The organism is Fontimonas sp. SYSU GA230001, assembly GCF_040066175.1.
In the GTDB taxonomy this organism is placed as follows: Bacteria; Pseudomonadota; Gammaproteobacteria; order Nevskiales; family Nevskiaceae; genus Solimonas.
The window spans coordinates 53,944-73,776 of the sequence record NZ_JBEAAM010000009.1; the positions used below are offsets into that span (position 1 = coordinate 53,944).

Here is a 19,833-nt window from a genome sequence, read left to right on the forward strand (position 1 = left end):
GACATGAAAAAGATCATTGCCGTCGCTCTGACCGCGCTGGCCGTGCAGGCCTGCGCGGACAATCAGAGCATCGCGGGCATCCACGCCCAGGTCGGCGCGAAGAACCTGAAGTCGCGCAGCGACACGATCGACGTCGGCGAAGGCACGACCAAGCAGTTCACGCGCACACCCGACCACCGGCAGTTCCAGCTGGAAACGGGCCTGCTGAAGCTCGAACCCGTCGCACTGGTCGGCTGCGGCCTCGCCCGCGTCGCAGGCGAGGTCCTCGGCTCGATCCTGTCCGGCGCTTGGGCACACGGCGCGGACGAGCACGCGCCGGGCGGCATTCTCGACGTCAGCCAGCCGGACGACACCTATGTCGATCTGGGCGAAGTCGGCGCCGCGCCGGGCACCTACTGCGGGCTCAGGATCGCACTCGTGCCGGTCACCGCCGCGCCCGGCGAGGGGGAAGTCGACATGCGTGGCCACGCCGTTTACCTGACCCAGTGCGACTACTACGACAGCCCCGCCGACACGGCGAAACACTATTGCTTCACCCTGAAGCTGGCCGAGTCGGCGCAGAGCGTCGTGCTCGACCTGCCGGAAGCGGTGACCCTCGGTCCCGATCGGCGTCACCTGGGGCTGGCGGTCGTGGTCCACTACGACCGCTGGATGGACCGCGGTGCCGACGACGATGCATTCTCGGCGCTCGACGGTTACGCACCCATTATCAACAACCCGCCCTGCAACACGGCCGATACCGCCACGTACGACGCCGCCGCCTGCAGGACCGCCCGTGACGACTTCAAGGCGGGGTTGCAGGACAACGCCGAGCTGAAGGCGCGGGTGCTGGACAACATCATCGCCAGCCTGTCGGTCGAGATCGCCGAATCGGATTGAGCCCCACCCCGGTCGTGCGATGGATGCGCTAGTCTGGCGGCCATCGCACGACCGGGGGCACACATGACCTACTTCCACGGCTATGTCGCGGCCAGCATGCTGCTGCTGACGCTGCTGGCGCTGAACGTGTCGCGGCTGCGCATGAAACTGCGCATCGGCAACGGCGACGGCGACAACGTCGAGATGAAGAAAGCGATCCGCGCGCACCTGAATCATCTGGAACACGCACTGCCGTTCGGGCTGATCGTGCTCGCACTCGCGCAGATGCTGGCGCCGGCATCGCTGCTCGCGGTGCTGGTGGTCGGCTTTCTCGCCGCGCGCCTGCTGCACGCCTACGGCATGCTCGCCGGCGTGTTCCGCTTCCGCCAGTTCTCCGCCGGGGTGACCTACCTGTTCGAACTGGTCGGCTGCCTGGTCATCGCCGCGCGGCTGATGGCCTGAGCGCGATGGCGATCTACGGCTTCGACGCCTTCGCCCCGGCCGAGATCGCCGAGCGCGTGCAGCACGTCGGCGTCGCCAAGGCGCGCATGCCGCTGCTGAAGATGCTCATGCTCGGCGTCCTCGCCGGTGCGTTCATCGGCCTGGGCGCGCTCTACTACGTGCTCGTCGTCAGCGATCCGACGCTGGGTTTCGCGGCGAGCCGCGTGCTCGGCGGCGTGGTGTTCTCGCTGGGCCTGCTGCTGGTCGTGGTCGCCGGCGCCGAGCTGTTCACCGGCAACAACCTGCTGGTGATGGCCTGGGCCGACGGGCGCATCGCCACCCACGAAGTGCTGCGCAACTGGGTCGTCGTCTGCCTCGCCAACTTCGTCGGCGCCGCCGGGCTGGCGCTGCTGGTGTGGCTCTCGCATCACCCCGCGATGAACGGCGGCCGCGTCGCCGAGACGGTCGTGCGCATCGCCGCAGCCAAGTGCGCCGCGCCGGCCGGCCAGCTGTTCTTCAACGGCATCCTGTGCAACATGCTCGTCTGCATGGCCGTGTGGATGGCGATGGCCGGCCGCAGCGTGATCGACAAGGCGGTGGCGATCGTGTTCCCGATCTCGGCCTTCGTCGCCGCCGGCTTCGAACACAGCATCGCCAACATGTACCTGATCCCGCTGGCGATGCTGCTCAAGGATGCGGTCGCCGCGCCGATTCCCGGCATCGACCGGCTCGACGGATGGGGCCTGCTGCACAACCTGGGAGCGGTGATCGCCGGCAACCTGGTCGGCGGCGCGCTGCTGGTCGCGCTGGTCTATCACATCATCTACCGGCGGCCGCCCCGTAATCGAGCCAGTGGCGGGTCAGGCTGATCGCCAGCGCCAGCAGCGCCGGCCCGAGAAAGACGCCCATCACGCCGAACGCGATCAGGCCGCCGATCACGCCCATCAGCGTCAGCGCGAAGGCCATGCGGTTGGCGTGGCTGATGATCAGCGGCTTGACCAGATTATCGACCGAGCTGATGCCGAAGAAGCCGTACAGCAGCATGAACAGAGCACGTCCCGGTTCGCCGCCGTGGAACAGCCACACCGCGGCGCCGCCCCACAGGATCGGCGGCCCCAGCGGCACCAGCGACAGTGCGAAGGTCAATGCACCGAGCAGGAAGGGATTCGGCAGACCGGCGATCCAGAAGCCGAGCGAGGCGACCATCGCCTGCGCGAGGCCGGCGCCGACGACGCCGAACATCACCCCGACGATCGAGCGACGCGCCGTCGCCAGCATCTCGCGCGCGAACTCGCCGCCCGTGCGCTCGGCCGCGCGCACGATCTGGCCGGCGAACACCGGTCCGTGGCGGTACACGAAGTAGAGCAGGATCACGATCAGGCCCACCTGCATCAGCGCATTGCCGGCCTGGCGGCCGCCGGCCAGCGCGATGCTGCGCGCCGGACCGGCGAGATCGCGCAGGATTTCGCCGGCACTGGTGCCGCGGGCCGTCGCGTCGTGCCACCAGTGTGACAGTCCGGAACCGACCAGCGGAATCGAATCGAGCCAGGCCGGCGGGGTCGCCGGCACGTCGGTCAGCCAGGGCTCCAGCAGGTCGGCGGCGATGCGCAAGCCGTCCACCAGCGAGCTGAACAGCAGCACCAGCGGTGTCACCGCGAGCAGCAGGACCGCCACGCTCGCCAGCACGCTGGCCAGTTCGATACGACCGCCCAGCCTGCGCAGCAGCCACTCATACGCCGGCCAGGTCGAGATGCCGACGACCGCGCAGAACATGATCGCGGTGAAGAACGGCTTGAGCACCAGCCAGCAGCCGGTGACGAGCAGGCCGATCAGCACCCACTGCAGGACGCGATCGCTGGTCGGACGCGACGCTGCCGCCGCCGCGATCTCGTCACCGGCAGCCGGCAGGCCGCGCGGTTCGGGGTCAGTCGCACTCATCGCCGCAGCCTAACCCGCACGCAGCAGGCCCTTGTGCGCGTGCGGCTCGGCGCGCAGATACTGCGGCGGCGCCACGGCACTCGCGCCCAGCGCCGCGGCGGCATGCCAGGGCCAGCGCGGGTCGTAGAGTATGCCGCGCGCCAGCGCGACGGCGTCGGCGCGTCCTTCGGCGAGGATCCGCTCGGCCTGCTGCGGCTCGGTGATCAGACCGACCGCGATCACCGGCATGTGCACCGCGCGCTTGATCGCCTCGGCGAACGGCACCTGGAAGCCGGGCGCGACGGCGATTTTCTGCCGCGGACTCAGGCCGGCGCTGGACACGTGGATGTAGGCACAGCCGCGCCGGTCGAGCGCCTGGGCCAGCACGAGGCTTTGATCGAGATCCCAGCCGCCTTCGACCCAGTCCGTCGCCGAGATGCGGATGCCAACCGGAAGCGATGCAGGGACCGCAGCGCGCACCGCGTCGAACACGCGCAGCGTCAGGCGCATGCGGTTCTCCAGGCTGCCGCCGTAGTCGTCGTCGCGCCGGTTCGACAGCGGCGACAGGAACTGATGCAGCAGATAACCATGCGCCGCGTGGATCTCGATGACGTCCAGCCCGACGCGCTCCGCGCGCAGCGCGGCATCGACGAACGCCTGCACGACGTCGTCGATATCCTCGACCGTCGCCGCCTGCGGCGGCGGATCACCGTCGCTGAACGGCAGTGCCGATGCCGACAGGGTCTGCCAGCCCTTCGGGTCGTCCGGTGCGATCACGCCGCCACCATCCCACGGCCGCGCGGTCGAGGCCTTGCGACCCGCATGCGCCAGTTGGATACCGATCGGCATCGCGCTGTAACGCCGCACCGATTCCAGCACCTGCGCCAGCGCCGCCTCGTTGGCGTCGTTCCACAGTCCCAGGTCCGCCCAGGAGATGCGCCCGCGCGCCTCGACCGCCGTGGCCTCGATGATCAGCAGGCCGGCGCCGGACAAGGCCAGATGGCCGAGGTGGATCGTGTGCCAGTCCGTCGCACAGCCGTCCTCAGCCGAGTACTGACACATCGGCGCGATGACGATGCGGTTGGCCAACTCCAGCGCGCCGAGCTGGAGTGGCGAAAACAGAAGACTCACGGCGGCATCCCGAGCATTCGACAGGTGCGGCAGTGTGCGGGATTCCGCACCATCGGTGTCAAACTGCGGGCTTGAGCTGTTCGGTCAGGAATGTCAGCGTGCGATCGAGTGCCGCGCGCGTCGGTTCGCCGTCGCGGTCGATCAGGTGCGTGGTCAGCACGCTGTGCGGTGGCAGCGGCGTGCCTCGCTTGGCATGGCGGTCATCGAGTTCGATCGCCTCGAAAGCATCACCAAAGGTGTGGCGCAGGTGCTCGAAGCGCTCGGCGCGACACATCGGGTCACCCTTGAAGCGCAGGCCGAGGATGCGTGCGCGCTCGTGCTCGATCTTGTCCTTCGCCGCCGCGATCTCCTCGGGCGAGGCATGCAGTCCCGCGCGCTGCGCGGCGGTGAAGCCGCCCGGCAGCGAGGGCTGCGACAGCACCGGCGCGATCACCGGCGCGTCGAGCATCATCGCCAGGCCGAAGTTGCCGGTGAGGCACATGCCGACGACGCCGACGCCGGGACCGCCGCACTCCGCATGCGCATACCGCGCCAGCGCGCGCAGCCATTCGACGATCGGACTCGACCGGTTGGCGGCCGAACTCCCGGCTGATGCAGGCGCGGGCCGTCACCTGCCCGGCATAGGCCAGCGTCAGCGGCTTCATCGGCGTGCCGAACAGCTGCGGCAGGTAGCAGGTGAACCCGGCGTCGGCGACGTAGTGCGCAAAGCGCGCGACCTCGGGTGTGATGCCCGGAATCTCCGACAGCACGATCACCGCCGGCCCGCTGCCGCGCCGATGGACGTCGCGCGTCTGGCCGAGCAGCGAGAGTGGCGCGCAGTCGAAGCCCGGGACGCTCATCCGCAGGGCAGTGTCACCACGTGCCGGAGAACGCCGGACTGAACCAGCCCGTGCCGGAGTTCTCCGGCACCGCCGGCAGCGGCGTGCCGCCGTAGATCACTTCGCCCTGCGCGTTCTGGTAGGTCAGCCACGGGATCGTGCCCTGGAAATCGACCGGCGGCTGGCTGTAATCGCAGACGCCGTCGGCGAACAGGGTTTCGAGCTGCGTCCACTGGCTCTCGGTGAACAGTGCCTGCAGCACGCCGTAGTCGGTGCGGCTGAACGGCTTGAGCGCGCACTTCATCGTGTCGGCTTCCTTGAGGTCGCCGGCGACGACGCGCGGCGTCTCGAAGCGGAACTGGATCAGCTCGGGACAGACCTGGTTGAGCAGCACGACACCGGCGCCGTTGCTGCACTGGTCGTGGATGCTCGCCGGCTTCTTCTCGACGATCTTCTGCGCCAGCGGCACGTCGCGCGTGTCCGCCTCGACCGCGGCGAGCCACTGATCCATCGCCGTCAGGCCCTGGTACACGTACTGGGTGTCGCCGATCAGCGGCACCGGGCCACCCCACATCACGTGGTTGTCGTGGTTGCCGTGCTCGCGTTCGAGCCGCCAGCGCGTCCACCAGGCGTGCACGACGTCGTGGGCGATGCCCGGATCGGGGCCGGTGAAGTTGATGATGGCGACGCGATTCAGGTTGTTGGTGACGTTGACGCCGCCGCTGCGGTAGGCGTTGGGCAGCGCCGGCTGGTCGGCGACCAGGCGCTCGGCCGTGGGCTTGAAGTCGATGTCCAGGCCACCGATCTTGACGTTGAGATCGACGTACTGCGCCGGCGTGATGCGGCCGCTCATCAGTGCGTTGAAGCCGTAGGGGATGCCCTTGTTGTCGGCGAAGAAGCCGCCGAAGCCGCGGCCGAGCGCCTGCTCCTGCGCCCCCCACACTTCCGGTGGACGCGGACCGAGCACGTTGATCATGTAGTCCATCAGACCGCAGCGCACGCCGCCCGGATTGTTCTGCGGGTGGTAACGCTGATCAGCGGGTACACCGCAGTCGTTGGTCGGATCGGTCGCGGCCTTGAAGAAGCCCTCGTCGGCGGCGACCGCGTTGGCGTGCGAGATATGCCCTTCGACGTCCGCCCACTGCTGCTCGGTCCACACCACGCCCGGCGCCCATCGATTCGGGAACTCGAAGTACAGGCGCAGCAGGTGCAGGTCGGCGAACTGCGCGCCGGTGCTGAGCGCGTCCGGGTAGGCGCACATCGTCAGCAGGCCCTGGTAGATGCCGGGATAGGCATTGGCGACGTGCTGCTGCGTGATCGAACCGCCGGAGCAGCCGGTGCCGATGGTGTAGCGCAGCTCGCCGTACTGCTCGATCAGGCGCTCCTTGGCCATCATCAGCGATTCGGCCGCGGTGACCAGGTTGCAGTTGTGGCCGAGATTGTCGAGCGCAGTGGACATTACCGCAAAGCCGCGGCCGAGCGCGGTGACATAGCTCTGTTCCAGCAGCGGGTTGGGCGGAATCGTGCCGGAATAGTCTTCCAGCGGCGCGCTGCCGGCTCCGTGGTCGGTGCCGCAGCTGCCGCCGTGCGTGACCAGCAGCTTGTGGTTCCACTGGTCCTGCGGTGCCCACGGCGCCCACGGCTGATCCGGCCGGTACAGCATCAGGATCTTGTACTCGTCGCGCGCCTGGTAGCCGCGCTCCTGGCGCACGATGAAGGGCAGCGTCTTGCCGTCGTCGGTCGTCGTCATCGCCAGATCGGACGGCGTATTCTGCGGATCGTAGGGCTGCAGCTCGGTGACCGTCGGATCGGTGGACTTGTACAGGAACGTGTACTCGGCCGGCTGGTTGCACTGCGCATCGACCGCGCCGGTCTGGCACGTCCACGGCTGGACCTGCGGTCCCGAGAACACCGGCCCACCGTTGGGATGATTGACGAGGGTCGCCGTCGAGGAGCGACCGATCGTGTTCACGGTGATGACGTTGGTGCCGGTGATCATGCCGGTCACGAGGCCCATCACGCGGCCGTTCGGCCGCAGCGCAAACGCCGAGGTGATCGGCTGGCCGTTGAGGGTCACGGTCGTCGTCGCCAGGCTGGCGTCCGCCGGGAACACCAGTTCCACCAGCGCGTCGTCGCCGCTGATCAGGTCGGCGCGGTTCGACAGCACCTTGATCTCCACCGCCGCGCCCGGCGGCGGCGTGGTGGTCGGCGTGGGCGTCGGTGTTGCGGTCGGCGTCGGCGAGGGTGACGGGCTCGGCGTGGCCGTTCCGGTCGGCGTCGCCGTCGGCGTCGGCGTGGCCGTGGCGCCCGGGGTCGGACTCGCCGACGGCAGGCTGGAACGCGAACCACAGGCGGCCAGGCCCAGCGCCAGCACAACGATCGTGGCCCTGCAGGCCGTTTGCATCCTCATCTCACTCCTCCGTGCCGGCGCGACGCCGGCGTGACGCGATTGTTGGCCCGCACCTGCGCCGATGCAAGGCAATAGAATCCGGCACCCATCACGCACACGAGACCTTTGCGCGCGCCATGACCTACCACACCCTCGACTGGGCCGTCGCCGACGGCATCCTCACGCTCACGCTCAACCGCCCGGAGCAGCTCAACGCGTTCACGGTCGAGATGGCCGACGAGCTCGAAGCCGCGTTCCGGCGCGCGAGCAGCGACGCGTCCGTGCGCGCGATCGTCGTCACAGGCGCCGGGCGCGCGTTCTGCGCCGGCATGGACCTGACCCGGCCAGGCAACGTCTTCGGCCTCGACGAGTCGCAGCGGCCGACGCTGCGCGACATGAACGAGCGCCTCGACGATGCGGCGATCCGCAGCGGCGTGCGCGACACCGGCGGCCGTGTGACGCTGGCGATCTTCAACTGCACCAAGCCGGTGATCGCCGCGATCAACGGCGCAGCGGTGGGCATCGGCGCGACGATGACGCTGGCGATGGACGTGCGCATTGCATCGGAGAAGGCGCGGATCGGCTTCGTGTTCGGCAAGATCGGCATCGTGCCGGAAGCCTGTTCGAGCTGGTTCCTGCCGCGGATCGTCGGTATTTCGCAGGCGCTCGAATGGTGCTACGGCGCCGACATCCTCGAACCCGAGGAAGCGCGCCGCGGCGGGCTGGTCAAGGCGGTGGTGCCGCCGGAGCAGCTGTTGCCGGAGGCGTACCGGATCGCGCACAGGTTCGTGGACAACCGCTCGCCGGTGGCGGTCGCGCTCACCCGCCAGATGCTGTACCGAAACGCTGCGCAGCCGCACCCGCTGGAGGCGCACAAGGTCGATTCGCTGGCGGTGTTCTACACCAGCCTCAAGGACGGCAAGGAAGGCGTGCAGTCCTTCCTCGAAAAGCGCGCGCCGGCGTTCACCGCGAAGGTGCCGGACGACCTGCCGCCGTTCTACGCGGACTGGGCGAAGTAGGCGCCGGCCGCGGCCTGCAACCGTCATGCCCGCGAAAGCGGGCTGACGGGTCCTCACGGACCGCCCATGGGTGACGTGGACCTGCCATGGTGCTCCTATCGTTGCATATAAAACTCTTTGCATATAGAGTCGCGATCGCCTGCTTCCCCACCCCGGAGTCCGTCCATGGCCCTGCCTCCCATCCTGCGCACGCTGCGCCTGCCCGTCGTCGGCTCGCCGCTGTTCATCGTCTCCAATCCGGACCTGGTCATCGCGCAGTGCAAGGCCGGCATCGTCGGCTCGTTCCCGGCGCTCAACGCGCGGCCCGCCGACCAGCTCGAAGTGTGGCTCAAGCGCATCACCGAGGAACTGGACCGCCACAACCAGGCACATCCGGACGCACCGGCGGCGCCGTTCGCGGTGAACCAGATCGTGCACAAGTCCAACAACCGCCTCGAACACGACCTCGAGATGTGCGTGAAGTACAAGGTGCCGGTCGTCATCACCTCGCTGGGCGCGCGCGTCGAGGTCAACGAGGCGATCCATTCCTACGGCGGCATCACGCTGCACGACGTCATCGACGACCGCTTCGCGCACAAGGCGATCGACAAGGGCGCCGACGGCCTGATCGCCGTCGCCGCCGGTGCCGGCGGCCACGCCGGCACGACCTCGCCGTTCGCGCTGATCCAGGAAATCCGCCGCTGGTTCGACGGGCCGCTGCTGCTGTCCGGCGCGATCGCCACCGGCGACGCGATCCTCGCCGCGCAGGCGATGGGCGCGGACCTGGCCTACATCGGCTCGGCCTTCATCGCCACGCACGAGGCCAACGCCGACGCGCGCTACAAGCAGGCGATCGTGGACTGCGCCGCCGCGGACATCGTCTATACGAACCTGTTCACCGGCGTGCACGGCAACTACCTGCGGCCGTCGATCGTCAATGCCGGCCTCGACCCGGACCACCTGCCGCAGTCCGATCCGAGCAAGATGGATTTCGGCTCCGGCGGCAACACCGACGCCAAGGCCTGGAAGGACATCTGGGGCTGCGGCCAGGGCATCGGCGCAGTCCGGCAGGTCACCAGCGCGGCCGAGCTGGTCGCGCGGCTGAAGCGCGAGTACGACGCCGCGCGCACGCGCCTGCTCGCCGCCGCCTGAACCGCACCGCGCGATGGCGCTCGCCCACGCGATCCTCGTGTCGCTGCTCGACCGGCCGCAGACCGGCTACGAGCTGGGCAAGCGCTTCGACCAGACCGTCGGCTTCTTCTGGAAAGCCAGCCACCAGCAGATCTACCAGGAGCTGCACAAGATGGCGAAGGCCGGCTGGGTGCAGAGCGAGACGGTCGCACAGTCGGACCGCCCGAACCGCATCGTCTATACGCTGACCAGACGCGGCCGCGAGGCACTCGATGCGTGGGTCGAGACACCGACCGAGCCGCCATCGGTCAAGGAAGAGCTGCTGGTCAAGCTGTTCGCACTCGGCGACGTCGATGCCGACACGATCGTCGCCGAACTGCAGCGCCGCCGCGCCTACCATGTTGATCGCCTGGCCTGGTACGAGTCGGTGATGGCCGAGCACTACCCCGAGCCGGACCAGCTGTCGCCACGCCGGCGCGGCCGTTATCTGGGCCTGCGCCTGGGCATCATGGGCGAGAAGACGACGCTGGCCTGGTGCGACGAGGCGCTGGCCCTGTTGGCCGGCGCCCCATCGAAGCCGCGCGGCAGGCGGGTGCAGGCGCGCTCCTGAGTCCCCTGCTGTCACGCACCGCGCCGGCCGTGACGGCGTGGATTCACGCCATGCCGACAGCTGCCGCGCCGCGCCGGAACCGCGCGGCGCCGTCGTCGTCGAGCCGGAACGCGCCGAGAAAATCCGCGATGCCATAATGCGGCCAGAGCCGCCGCACGGCAGCGGCATGCGCCTGTGCGGGCTGCACGGCGCCGGCGAGAGCGTTGCAGAACGCCGCGATCGCATGGATGTGCACGTGCGCGTTGGGCCGCGCGGCAGCCTTCGTCGCCCAGTCCGCGGCCTCCTCGAAGCGTCCCAGACGCGTCAGCGCCAACGCGCGCGCGCCGAGCATCGCGAACAGCAACGGATCGTAGGGACTGAGGGTGCGCGAGCGGTCCGACGAGGCGATCGCCGCGTCCGCATCGCCGGTCTGCGCGCGCACGAAGGCCAGCATGTAATGCGCCATCGCGAAATTGGGGCTCAGGTCAACAGCCTGTTCCAGCTCGAGGACGGCCTGGTCGGCGCCACCGCGCAGCCACAGTGCGCGGCCCATCGCCCAGTGCGCGGCCGGATCGCGGTCGTCGGCCATCAGGCTCTGCCCGGCCGCGTGGTAGGCGCGGTCCATCTCGGCTGGCGAACGCTGCCAGCCCTGGAAGGCATTCTGGAAGTGCGTGAACGACAGGCCGGCCCAGGCGCGCGAGAACGTCGGGTCGAGGCGCACCGCGGTCGCGAAGAAGTGCTGCGCCTGCTCGTTGTCGGCCCTCGTGAATCGGTACATGTGCCAGAGCCCGCGGTGATGCGCCTCCCAGGCGTCGAGCGAGGCCGGCGGCCGCAGGATCGCGCGATTGCGCTCCAGCGCCTCGATCTCCGCGGCGATCGACGCGACGATGCGATTGCCGATCTGTTCGAGCATCAGGAAGGTGTCGCCGAGCTTCTGGTTGAGGATCTCGGACCAGACGATGCGCGCGGTCCGCGTCTCCACCAGCTCGACCGTGACGGCGATGTGCGCCGCCTGGACGCGCACCACTCCGGCCAGCACGTAATCGACGTTGAGCATGCGCCCGGCTTCCTCCGGGCCGATGCGGCGCTCATGCAGAGCCATGGTGCTGCCCTGCGCGATCACGAACAGGCTGCGCAGCTTGGCCAGGCGCGTGGTGATGTCGTGCGCCAGCGCAGCGGCGAGGCCGCCGCGCTGCTGCGGCGCGGGCGAGACATCGGCAAGCGGCATGACCGCGATGGACGCGCGTCGCGCCGTTGCCGCGACACCCTCGGTTGCGGCCTGGGCATGGGCCACGGCCTCGACGACGACCTGCGGCGGCGGCGCACGGCTCGCACGCCAGGCCTCGCGGATCGGCGCCGAATCGAGCCCCTCGGCCTCGAACAGGGCGACGGTCGCCGCCAGATGCGCCTCGCCTTCACGGATGCGGCCGCTGCGCGCCAGCGTGACCAGCAGCTGCTCGTGCACACGCCGGTCGAAGGGTGCGAGCTGCTGCCACTTCTCCAGGTAGGCGAGCGCCTCGTCGTCGGGCAGACGCAGCGCGAGCTGTTCCAGCAGGGCGGCATGGCAGCTGCGAAACCGGCGGCGCTGCGCGGTGAGCCACGCCGCGAATCCCGGGTTGCGGTCGATTTCGAGGCCTTCGAGAAAGTCGCCGGTGAACAGCGCCGCGAGCGCGCGCTGACGCTCCAGCGGCAGTGTCTCGATGCCATCGCGCGCGGCGCGCGCGATCTCGATCGCATCGACGCTGCAGTCGTCCAGATCGAGCCGGATCGCGTCGTCATGCGCGATCACGCGTCGGTGGCCGGGCGTGTCGAGGAGCCCGCGGATCTTCGACAGGCACCAGCGCAGTTCGCCGCGCGGATCGTTGGGCACGTCCCAGAGCAGTTCGCACAGCTGGCCGCGGCCGGCCGGACGTGCGGCCAGGGCCAGATAGGCGACCAGCGCGCGCAGCTTGCGCGACGCCGGCAGCGGCAGCACATGGCCATCCCGGCTGATCTCGAAAACCCCAAGCATGCGCAGGCGCGTCCCGCGCCCGGCGGGCGATTCAACGGACGATTCCACGCCGGCTACCACGCTGCCCTCCACGCCGCATCGCTACGGTGATCGCGTCGGTTGCCGGAAGTATGCCGCCGGCCCTGCCATCGGGCCAGGCATCCGCCGCGACCGCCCACCCTCATCCAGGAGACGTCACATGTGGAAGCACCTTCGAAGCGCATCGCCGGCCCTGCTGCTCGTCGCCGGTACGCTGGCCGCAATCGCGACGAGCGCGGCGGAACCCTCGGTCGCGCACACGTTCAAGGACGCGCAGCTGCAATGGGGCCCGTGCCCGCCGTTCCTGCCCGAAGGCTGCGCGATCGCCGTGCTGCATGGCGACCCGGCGCAGCCCAACGTGGACGTGTTCTTCAAGGTCCCCGGCGGAGCGACGATTCCGAGCCACACCCACACTTCCGCCGAGCGCATGGTGCTGGTCTCCGGCGAACTGGACGTGAGCTACGCCGGCGAGCCGACGAAGAAGCTCAAGGCCGGCATGTACGCCTACGGTCCGGCCGGCAAGCCGCACAGCGCGGTCTGCGCCAAGGGGGCGCCCTGCGTGCTGTTCATCGCCTTCGAGTCGCCGCTCGACGCGATGCCGGCCGAAGTCTCGGCCAGAGGAGCGGGGCGAGCACCATGACTTCCGCGATCCCCGCCGCTGCGGCGACGGACCTCGCCGCGCTCAAGGCGCGCCAGCACGGCGCGTGGTCCTCCGGCGACTACGCCGTCGTCGGCACCACCTTGCAGATCGTCGGCGAGTCACTGTGTGAAGCGCTCGACCTGCGCGCCGGGCAGCGCGTTCTCGACGTCGCCGCCGGCAACGGCAACGCCGCGCTCGCGGCTGCCCGGCGCTGGTGCGATGTGGTGGCCAGCGACTATGTGCCGGCACTGCTGGAGCGCGCGCGCGAGCGCGCCGCGGCCGAGCGGCTGGAGATCCACTTCCGCGAGGCCGACGCCGAGGCACTGCCGTTCGCGGACGCGAGCTTCGACGCGGTGGTCTCGACGTTCGGCGTGATGTTCACCGCGGACCACGAGCGCGCCGCCGCCGAGCTGCTGCGCGTGTGCCGGCCCGGCGGCAAGATCGGACTCGCCAACTGGACGCCGGAGGGCTTCATCGGCCAGCTGTTCGGGATCATCGGCAAGCACGTCCCGCCGCCAGCGGGCGCACGGTCACCGGCGCTGTGGGGCACGCGCGCGCGGCTCGCCGACTGGTTCGATCCGCACGCGGATGCGATCACCTGCGCCGAGCGCCAGTTCGTGTTCCGCTACCGCTCGCCCGAGCACTGGCTGGAGATCTTCCGCAACTACTACGGACCGACGCTGAAGGCCTTCGCGGCGCTCGCACCGCGGCAGCAGACGGCGCTGGAACGCGACCTGCTGGCGCTGATCGACCACTTCAACCGTTCCTGCGACGGCACGATGGTCGTTCCCGGCGATTACCTGGAAGTCGTGATCACGCGCCACTGAAGGACCCCGCGGCAGGCCGGGAGTCGTCCATGGCACGGCGCTCGGCTATGCTCGGCTTCGTGCCGAAACGGAGATTCGCGTGGCCAGATTTCCGAGCATCCTGGACACGATCGGCAACACGCCGGTCGTGCGCATCAACCGGCTGGCGCCTGCGCACGTCAACCTGTTCGTCAAGATCGAGGCCTTCAACCCGCTCGGCTCGGTCAAGGACCGGCTCGCGCTGGGCGTGATCGAGGCTGCGGAGCAGTCCGGGCAGCTCAAGCCGGGGCAGACGGTGATCGAAGCCACCAGCGGCAACACCGGCATCGGCCTGGCGATGGTCTGCGCGGCCAAGGGCTACCCGCTGGTGGTAACGATGGCCGAACAGTTCAGCGTCGAACGGCGCCGGCTGATGCGCTTCCTCGGCGCCCGGGTCGTGCTCACGCCGCAGGCGCTGCGCGGCTACGGCATGGTGGTGAAGGCCGCGGAGCTGGCGCAAAAGCATGGCTGGTTCCTGACGCGCCAGTTCGAGACCGAGGCCAACCCCGACATCCACGCGCGCACGACGGCGCGCGAGATCCTCAAGGATTTCGACAACGACCGGCTCGACTGGTGGGTCACCGGCTACGGTACGGGCGGCACGCTCAACGGCGTGTCACGCGTGCTCGCCCGCGAACGTCCGGATACGCGGATCGCGGTCTGCGAACCGGAGGAAGCGCCACTGCTCGGCAGCGGGCTCGAACAGCCGCGCCACGCCGACGGCTCACCGGCCGCGCCGCATGCCGCGTTCAAGCCGCACCCGATGCAGGGCTGGACGCCGGATTTCATCCCGAAGATCACCGCCGACGCGCTGCGGACGGGCGGCATCCACCGCATCCTGCCGATCCCCGGCGCCGAAGCGCTCAAGTGGTCCGCCGAACTGGCGCGCAAGGAAGGGATCTTCGTCGGCATCAGCGCCGGCGGCACCTTCGCCGGTGCGCTGCGCATCTGCGCGGAAGCGCCCCCGGGCGCCAACGTGCTGTGCATGCTGCCGGACACCGGCGAGCGCTATCTCTCGACGCCGCTGTTCGCCGACGTGCCGGCGGACATGACGCCGGAGGAAGTGGAGATCTCGCGCTCGACGCCGAGCGCGCAGTTACCGGGCTGAACGCGGCGGCCGCGGCGGCCTGGCCTCGCGGCCACCGGGTGCGCCGGGGCTGCGCCGATAGCCGAACTGCGGCGCCACGAACAAGGGGTGACTGGCAACCGCTTCTTGCGCGTGGTCCTGCTGAGGCTCGACCGGCTGCAGATCGGCGGCCGGGGCTTCGGCGGCGCGCGGTGCGGTGGTCCGCGGCCGCAACATGGCGCCGGTGATGCGGAGTTTCGACATCGCAGTACAGCTGTTCAAAAAAGGCAGCGCATCATAGCGCAGCAGCGGGCGTCGTTGGATGACCGGCGTCAACGCAAGCGCCGACGACAACCGGATCAGAACAGCTCGATGTCGCCCTCGGCCATGCTCTGCTGCACCACGGACTTGTGTCCGCGATCGGCGAGACGGATCCGCAGGCTGTGCAGGCGCTCGTCGAGCGCATGCTGGAATTCGACGAGCCGGTCCAGCGCGCCGGCGCGACCGTCGATGACATCGTTGACGACCTGATTCAGATCGCGCGCCAGGCGCTCGACGTTGTCGAGCTCGGCGTCGCAGTAGGCGCCGAGCTGCTCGACCATGTCGGCGAACTGCAGCGAGCGCACCGCATTGGTGCGGATGCCCGGCGCGACATCCATCTTCTCCACCGCCTCCGCCAGCGGCTTGACCGCGTCGGCGACGATGGCGCGGATCTGCCCGAGCGCCTGGCGCACCGCGCCGACCTCCTCCAGCGTCAGGTGGCCGGCGGCGCGCTTGGTCAGCAGATAGGTTCTGCGCTCGTCGGTGTTCAAGTCGGTCATGCGCGCTTCCGTCCGGACTGGTCTCGTGCACGCTAAGCGGCGCGCCCGCCCACCGGGTGCTGCGGTCTGCCGAGGGCCGCATCTGGCGTGACGAACGGCGTGGCCCCGGCAGCGGACGGGCGCCCGCAAGGGACAGCAACGGCGACATTGCCGCGATCGGACACGGCTTCGGATGGCCGTGTCCCGAAGCTGCAGTTCACGCTCCGCAGTTGCCGGCCGGCGGCGGCACCAGCGCCTCGATCGGCACCGCGTCGGCCATCACCCGGAAGCCCAGCGAAGTCGGATGCAGCAGGTCCGGCGCGTACAGCAGCGGATTGGGGCGTGTCGGATCGAGCGGACTGCCCATCACCGCGTCGAAATCGGCGATGCCCTCGATGCCGGTCATGGCGCGGATGCCTGCGTTGATCAGCTGGCGCTCGGCTTCCATCGTCGCGCGGTCCCAGCCGAAGATCAGATCGTCGCGCGGCATGATCGTGCCGACCACGACGCACAGTCCCGCCGCATGGGCGCGCTCGATCAGACGGCGGATGCCGGCGAGCACGTCCGCGCCGCTGACGCCCGCGGTCAGGTCGTTGGTGCCCTCGAAGATCACCAGCGCACGCACACCGCTGCGGCCGAGGACATCACGGTCGAAGCGATCCTCGGCCGCCGGCCCCTTGGCCGGATCGCCGCCTTCGCCGGCCCGCGTGACGGTGTTGCTGTTGATGCCCTGGTTGAGCACGCTCATCGCCACGCCCGCCGCTGCCAGGCGCTGCGCGAGGAGATCGGGCCAACGCGAGTTGGACTCCGGGACCTGATAGGCGCCGTCGGTGATCGAATCGCCGAGCGCGACGATCGCGCCGGCATCCGGCGCCAGGACGTCGATGCCGCTGATGAAGAACCAGCCGGTGCTGGTTTGGCCGAACTGCACGCCCGCCGGATCGGTTGTCACATCGCCGCTGCCCGGCAGGCTGACGTAGTTCAGCCCGAACGACACCGCGTGCCAGGTCATCGGCCCGCTGTCGCCGACCACGTGGAACGACACGGCCAGGTCGTCGCCATCGGCATACGACAGCGCGACCGGATCGCTGACCGCTTCCGCACCCGGCGCAATCGTGACCGCAGGCTGCCCATCGAACCGCACCGCCGTGTCGGTGCCCGGCACGATCGCCGGCCCCACGGCCCGGATCGCCACGCGTACCGGCTCCAACCGCAGCGGCTGCGTGCCCATCAGGTTGGACAGGCGGACGCGCAGCATCTCGCCGCGCAGTGTCGGATGCACGACCATGCGGAAGCTCTGATCGCGGGCCTGGTCGCCGTCGAAGCGTGCCGTGATGGCCAGCGGATCGACCGGCGCCACGCCGGTCAGCGGTCCGTAGGGAAACGGCCCGTAGGGCGCGGCAGCCCATGCGCCGACCCAGCCGTCCGCCATCTGCGCGGGCGGGCTGCCAGCGTCGATGCCGCTGCCACCGCCACAGGCATCGAGCAGCGCCGCACAGCACAAGGCCGTGACGGCGCGCAGACATCCCATCACCGAGCGCCTGAACCCGCGGGTTCCGTCCACCTGGGCCGGCACACCTACTTCTTCGCTTCCTTCTCCAGCAGGCTCGCCATGCCCGGCTTGGGCGCGGTGGCCTGCGTCGCGGCCGGGCGCGGCGGCATGCGCGGCATGCCGACGAAGCCGATGGCGAACTGCTCCTCCATCGTCTTCATCTGGTCCTCGCTGTAGCCCATGCCGGCGAGGATTTCCTTGGTGTGCTCGCCGACGAGCAGCGGGCGGCCCTGGATCACGCCGGGCGTGTCGGACAGGTCCACGAGCAGGCCGATCTGGTCGAGCTTGCCGACGACCGGATGCGGATAGGACACGACCCAGCGGCGTTTCTGGAACTCGGGGTCGTCGTGCAGCCTGCGCGAGAACTCCTCGTCCACGATCTCGCAGGGCACGCCGGCGGCGTCGAACTCCTTGAACCACTCCTCGGCGGTCTGGGTCTGCAGGCGGCCGGCGATGAAGCTGGCGAGCTGCTTGTCGTTCTTGCGCCGCGCCTCGAAGGTCGCGAAGTGCTCGTCGACGGTCAGGCGCGGTGCGCGCAGCACGGCGAACAGCTCGTCCCAGTGCGCCTGCTCGACCAGCACGAAGCACAGCCAGCGGCCGTCCTTGCACGGGTAGATGCGATGACCGGCCGAATAGCCGACCTGGTCGCCGCCGATGCGCGGACGGTCGAAACCCTGGCCGTCGGGCGTGGCCACCGCGTAGCTGGTGTTGAGCAGCGCGGCGTTGATGATCGAGGTATCGACGAACTGGCCTTCGCCAGTGCGGTCGCGGTGGTAGATCGCGTTGCAGATCGCCACGGCCGAGAGAAAGCCGTTGCCGGTGTCGCCGAAGCTGGTGAAGCTCCACAGCGGACGGCCGACCTCGCCGTGATCGCCGGGGCGTCCCATGCCGCCGTCCTCGAACTGGATGCCGGACAGGCAGGCGCCGGTCTGGTCGTTGCCGGGCAGGCTCGCGCGCGCGCCGCGCTCGAAGCCGCGCGTGTGGCAGTAGATCAGCTTCGGGTTGATCTTCTTCAGCGACTCGTAGTCGATCTTCAGGCGCTCGGCGGCGTCGTAGCGCATGTTGTGCTGCACGACGTCGGCCTTGGCGACGAGATCGAGCAGGATCTTCATCGCGCGCGGATCCTTGAGGTTGAGCGTGATCGACTTCTTGCCGCGGTTGGCCATGTAGGCGATGTGCACGCGGTGCCAGAACAGGTCGAACAGGCCGTTGATCTTGATGACGGTGGCACCGAGGTCGCTCAGCAGCTGCGTGCCGAAGGGACCGGCGATCGCCAGACCCAGATCGAGCACGGTGATGCCTTCGAGCGGCGCCTTGAGTTTGCGGCCCGCGTTGGTGGCGGCCGTTGCGGCCTTCGCCTCGGCCATGATCTTCGCCGCCTCGGCCTTCACTTCCGCGGTGTTCGCGCCGGGCGCGACCGGCGCATGGCCGGGCTTGCCCTGCGTGAGGCTCATGTTGAAGGCGTTGCCGACGGCGCGGATGGGGCCGAGCTGCGGATCGATCATCTCGGTGACGCAGCCGTCTTCGAGGAACGCCGGATCGGCGAGCGATTCCTCGATGCTGCGCACCGGCTGCATCGTCATCTCGGCGGTCGCCGCGGCATCGACCCAGTCGTTGACCGGGAACTTGGCGACGGCCTCGGCCAGCAGCGGCTGGTAGTGCGACATCACCAGGATTTCCTCGGGCCCGGTGCCGAAGCGGTCCGGGTCGTTCTGCACGGTGAGGTCGGGCGTCGCGTTGAGCGTGTCGCCGGCCGCGGCCTGCAGGATGAAGCGCGGGTTCGGCACCCAGTTGTGCAGCCACTTGCCGTCCTTGGCCTGGAAATGGCCCTTGGGCGACTTGCTGTTGAGAATCCAGGTATCGAAACCGGGCGCGTCGGGCTTTTCGGCGCGCTGCCAGACGCCGGCGGCGCCGGCCAGCGCGCCCTGCAGCAGCGAGGTCTCGACCCACTGGCCCCTGCCGGTGATCTCGCGTGCGCGCAGCGCCGCGGCGATGCCCAGCGATGCATTGAAGAACGCGCCCAGGCTCGGCCAGTGCGATGCGACGAACAGCGGGCCTGGACGCGGTGCGCCCTGCACCCAGTCCTGCGGGATCTCCAGATCCGGGTAGGGATCGGGCAGGCCGTTCATGTGGTTGAGCGCACCTTCCGGCCAGCCGCGCTGCTCGAACATCAGGCCGGTGCGCGCCTGCACCAGCGCGTCGTAGGCCGGGCGCTGCGCGTGGGCATTGTCGCGGCCGTAGCCGGTGATCGAGCAGTAGATCAGGCGCGGGTTGAGTTTCGACAGCGTCGCGTAATCGATGCCGAGCCTGGCCGTCGTGCCCGGCGCGTACGATTCGACCAGCACGTCGGCGACCTGCGCGAGCGCGAGGAAGTCTTTCCTGTCGTCGGCGTTCTTGAGGTCGAGGATCGCGCTCTTTTTGCCGCGCTGCCAGACGTGATAGCCGAGCTGATTGCGGAATGGATCGCCGCCGGGCGGCTCGATCTTGGTCACCCGCGCGCCGTTGTCGGCGAGCAGCATGGTCGCCATCGGACCGGCGATACCCCAGGTGAGATCGAGGACCTTCAGATCTTTGTAGACGCCTGCCATTTGCTTTCTCGTGAGACGTGAGACGTGAGACGTGAGGCCCG

Annotated in this window: 17 protein-coding genes and 1 pseudogene; 9 read left to right on the plus strand and 9 right to left on the minus strand. The window is 69.4% G+C overall.

Annotated features, from left to right (window positions below):
• The first annotated feature begins 3 nt into the window (after positions 1 to 3).
• From AAG565_RS05835 to AAG565_RS05845, 3 genes are all read left to right on the plus strand, one after another.
• On the plus strand, positions 4 to 879 hold the full coding sequence (locus tag AAG565_RS05835; RefSeq protein WP_348818617.1) for a hypothetical protein: 876 nt from the start codon (positions 4 to 6) through the stop codon (positions 877 to 879).
• A 63-nt stretch (positions 880 to 942) separates the two neighbouring features.
• On the plus strand, positions 943 to 1,320 hold the full coding sequence (locus AAG565_RS05840) for an MAPEG family protein (RefSeq protein ID WP_348818618.1): 378 nt from the start codon (positions 943 to 945) through the stop codon (positions 1,318 to 1,320).
• Between the two features lie 5 nt (positions 1,321 to 1,325).
• Positions 1,326 to 2,168: a formate/nitrite transporter family protein gene (locus tag AAG565_RS05845; protein WP_348818619.1), complete on the plus strand. Its 843-nt coding sequence runs from the start codon at positions 1,326 to 1,328 to the stop codon at positions 2,166 to 2,168.
• Here AAG565_RS05845 and AAG565_RS05850 read toward each other — a convergent pair.
• From AAG565_RS05850 to AAG565_RS05865, 4 genes and pseudogenes are all read right to left on the minus strand, one after another.
• Positions 2,119 to 3,237 (minus strand): AI-2E family transporter, encoded by a 1,119-nt coding sequence (locus AAG565_RS05850; RefSeq protein ID WP_348818620.1) that lies wholly within the window; start codon positions 3,235 to 3,237, stop codon positions 2,119 to 2,121. The two genes, AAG565_RS05845 and AAG565_RS05850, sit on opposite strands and share 50 nt — an antisense overlap.
• A gap of 9 nt (positions 3,238 to 3,246) precedes the next feature.
• Positions 3,247 to 4,347, minus strand: a complete 1,101-nt coding sequence (locus AAG565_RS05855; RefSeq protein ID WP_348818621.1) for an NADH:flavin oxidoreductase/NADH oxidase — start codon at positions 4,345 to 4,347, stop codon at positions 3,247 to 3,249.
• 58 nt (positions 4,348 to 4,405) lie between these two features.
• A pseudogene (locus tag AAG565_RS05860) lies at positions 4,406 to 5,186 on the minus strand (dienelactone hydrolase family protein).
• A gap of 13 nt (positions 5,187 to 5,199) precedes the next feature.
• Positions 5,200 to 7,575, minus strand: coding sequence for a DUF6351 family protein (locus tag AAG565_RS05865; RefSeq protein WP_348818622.1), 2,376 nt, complete (start codon positions 7,573 to 7,575; stop codon positions 5,200 to 5,202).
• A 116-nt stretch (positions 7,576 to 7,691) separates the two neighbouring features.
• Between AAG565_RS05865 and AAG565_RS05870 the strand changes: the two genes are divergently transcribed.
• The 3 genes from AAG565_RS05870 to AAG565_RS05880 all read left to right on the plus strand — a co-directional run bounded on the left by AAG565_RS05870 (position 7,692) and on the right by AAG565_RS05880 (position 10,293).
• A complete protein-coding gene (locus tag AAG565_RS05870; protein WP_348818623.1) occupies positions 7,692 to 8,573 on the plus strand; it encodes a crotonase/enoyl-CoA hydratase family protein in 882 nt (293 codons plus the stop codon).
• 165 nt (positions 8,574 to 8,738) lie between these two features.
• A complete protein-coding gene (locus AAG565_RS05875; RefSeq protein WP_348818624.1) occupies positions 8,739 to 9,704 on the plus strand; it encodes a nitronate monooxygenase family protein in 966 nt (321 codons plus the stop codon).
• A 13-nt stretch (positions 9,705 to 9,717) separates the two neighbouring features.
• A complete protein-coding gene (locus AAG565_RS05880) occupies positions 9,718 to 10,293 on the plus strand; it encodes a PadR family transcriptional regulator (protein ID WP_348818625.1) in 576 nt (191 codons plus the stop codon).
• A gap of 43 nt (positions 10,294 to 10,336) precedes the next feature.
• Here the strand turns inward: AAG565_RS05880 and AAG565_RS05885 are convergent, their stop codons facing one another.
• Positions 10,337 to 12,283 carry a transcriptional regulator gene (locus AAG565_RS05885; protein WP_348818626.1) on the minus strand — a complete coding sequence of 649 codons (1,947 nt, stop codon included), beginning with the start codon at positions 12,281 to 12,283 and terminating at the stop codon, positions 10,337 to 10,339.
• Positions 12,284 to 12,461: 178 nt separating this feature from the next.
• Between AAG565_RS05885 and AAG565_RS05890 the strand changes: the two genes are divergently transcribed.
• The 3 genes from AAG565_RS05890 (at position 12,462) to AAG565_RS05900 (ending at position 14,894) form a co-directional block, all read left to right on the plus strand.
• Positions 12,462 to 12,941 carry a cupin domain-containing protein gene (locus AAG565_RS05890; protein ID WP_348818627.1) on the plus strand — a complete coding sequence of 160 codons (480 nt, stop codon included), beginning with the start codon at positions 12,462 to 12,464 and terminating at the stop codon, positions 12,939 to 12,941.
• Positions 12,938 to 13,768, plus strand: coding sequence for a methyltransferase domain-containing protein (locus AAG565_RS05895; protein ID WP_348818628.1), 831 nt, complete (start codon positions 12,938 to 12,940; stop codon positions 13,766 to 13,768). The genes AAG565_RS05890 and AAG565_RS05895 overlap by 4 nt, the downstream gene beginning before the upstream one ends.
• Before the next feature lie 79 nt (positions 13,769 to 13,847).
• Positions 13,848 to 14,894, plus strand: a complete 1,047-nt coding sequence (locus tag AAG565_RS05900; RefSeq protein WP_348818629.1) for a pyridoxal-phosphate dependent enzyme — start codon at positions 13,848 to 13,850, stop codon at positions 14,892 to 14,894.
• Here AAG565_RS05900 and AAG565_RS05905 read toward each other — a convergent pair.
• The 4 genes from AAG565_RS05905 to AAG565_RS05920 form a co-directional block, all read right to left on the minus strand.
• Complete coding sequence (locus tag AAG565_RS05905) at positions 14,883 to 15,188, minus strand: hypothetical protein (RefSeq protein ID WP_348818630.1); 306 nt, start codon at positions 15,186 to 15,188, stop codon at positions 14,883 to 14,885. The two genes, AAG565_RS05900 and AAG565_RS05905, sit on opposite strands and share 12 nt — an antisense overlap.
• A gap of 23 nt (positions 15,189 to 15,211) precedes the next feature.
• Positions 15,212 to 15,673 carry a hypothetical protein gene (locus tag AAG565_RS05910; protein ID WP_348818631.1) on the minus strand — a complete coding sequence of 154 codons (462 nt, stop codon included), beginning with the start codon at positions 15,671 to 15,673 and terminating at the stop codon, positions 15,212 to 15,214.
• Positions 15,674 to 15,869: 196 nt separating this feature from the next.
• A complete protein-coding gene (locus AAG565_RS05915; RefSeq protein WP_348818632.1) occupies positions 15,870 to 17,183 on the minus strand; it encodes a GDSL-type esterase/lipase family protein in 1,314 nt (437 codons plus the stop codon).
• A gap of 47 nt (positions 17,184 to 17,230) precedes the next feature.
• Complete coding sequence (locus AAG565_RS05920; RefSeq protein ID WP_348818633.1) at positions 17,231 to 19,792, minus strand: CoA transferase; 2,562 nt, start codon at positions 19,790 to 19,792, stop codon at positions 17,231 to 17,233.
• Positions 19,793 to 19,833: the final 41 nt, after the last annotated feature.

Bases quoted from the DNA above. Each gene is read 5' to 3' on its own strand.
- AAG565_RS05835 (WP_348818617.1), top strand. From the start codon at position 4: ATGAAAAAGATCATTGCCGTCGCTCTGACCGCGCTGGCCGTGCAGGCC.
- AAG565_RS05840 (WP_348818618.1), top strand. From the start codon at position 943: ATGACCTACTTCCACGGCTATGTCGCGGCCAGCATGCTGCTGCTGACG.
- AAG565_RS05845 (WP_348818619.1), top strand. From the start codon at position 1,326: ATGGCGATCTACGGCTTCGACGCCTTCGCCCCGGCCGAGATCGCCGAG.
- AAG565_RS05850 (WP_348818620.1), bottom strand. From the start codon at position 3,237: ATGAGTGCGACTGACCCCGAACCGCGCGGCCTGCCGGCTGCCGGTGAC.
- AAG565_RS05865 (WP_348818622.1), bottom strand. From the start codon at position 7,575: ATGAGGATGCAAACGGCCTGCAGGGCCACGATCGTTGTGCTGGCGCTG.
- AAG565_RS05870 (WP_348818623.1), top strand. From the start codon at position 7,692: ATGACCTACCACACCCTCGACTGGGCCGTCGCCGACGGCATCCTCACG.
- AAG565_RS05875 (WP_348818624.1), top strand. From the start codon at position 8,739: ATGGCCCTGCCTCCCATCCTGCGCACGCTGCGCCTGCCCGTCGTCGGC.
- AAG565_RS05880 (WP_348818625.1), top strand. From the start codon at position 9,718: ATGGCGCTCGCCCACGCGATCCTCGTGTCGCTGCTCGACCGGCCGCAG.
- AAG565_RS05885 (WP_348818626.1), bottom strand. From the start codon at position 12,283: ATGCTTGGGGTTTTCGAGATCAGCCGGGATGGCCATGTGCTGCCGCTG.
- AAG565_RS05890 (WP_348818627.1), top strand. From the start codon at position 12,462: ATGTGGAAGCACCTTCGAAGCGCATCGCCGGCCCTGCTGCTCGTCGCC.
- AAG565_RS05895 (WP_348818628.1), top strand. From the start codon at position 12,938: ATGACTTCCGCGATCCCCGCCGCTGCGGCGACGGACCTCGCCGCGCTC.
- AAG565_RS05910 (WP_348818631.1), bottom strand. From the start codon at position 15,673: ATGACCGACTTGAACACCGACGAGCGCAGAACCTATCTGCTGACCAAG.
- AAG565_RS05915 (WP_348818632.1), bottom strand. From the start codon at position 17,183: ATGGGATGTCTGCGCGCCGTCACGGCCTTGTGCTGTGCGGCGCTGCTC.
- AAG565_RS05920 (WP_348818633.1), bottom strand. From the start codon at position 19,792: ATGGCAGGCGTCTACAAAGATCTGAAGGTCCTCGATCTCACCTGGGGT.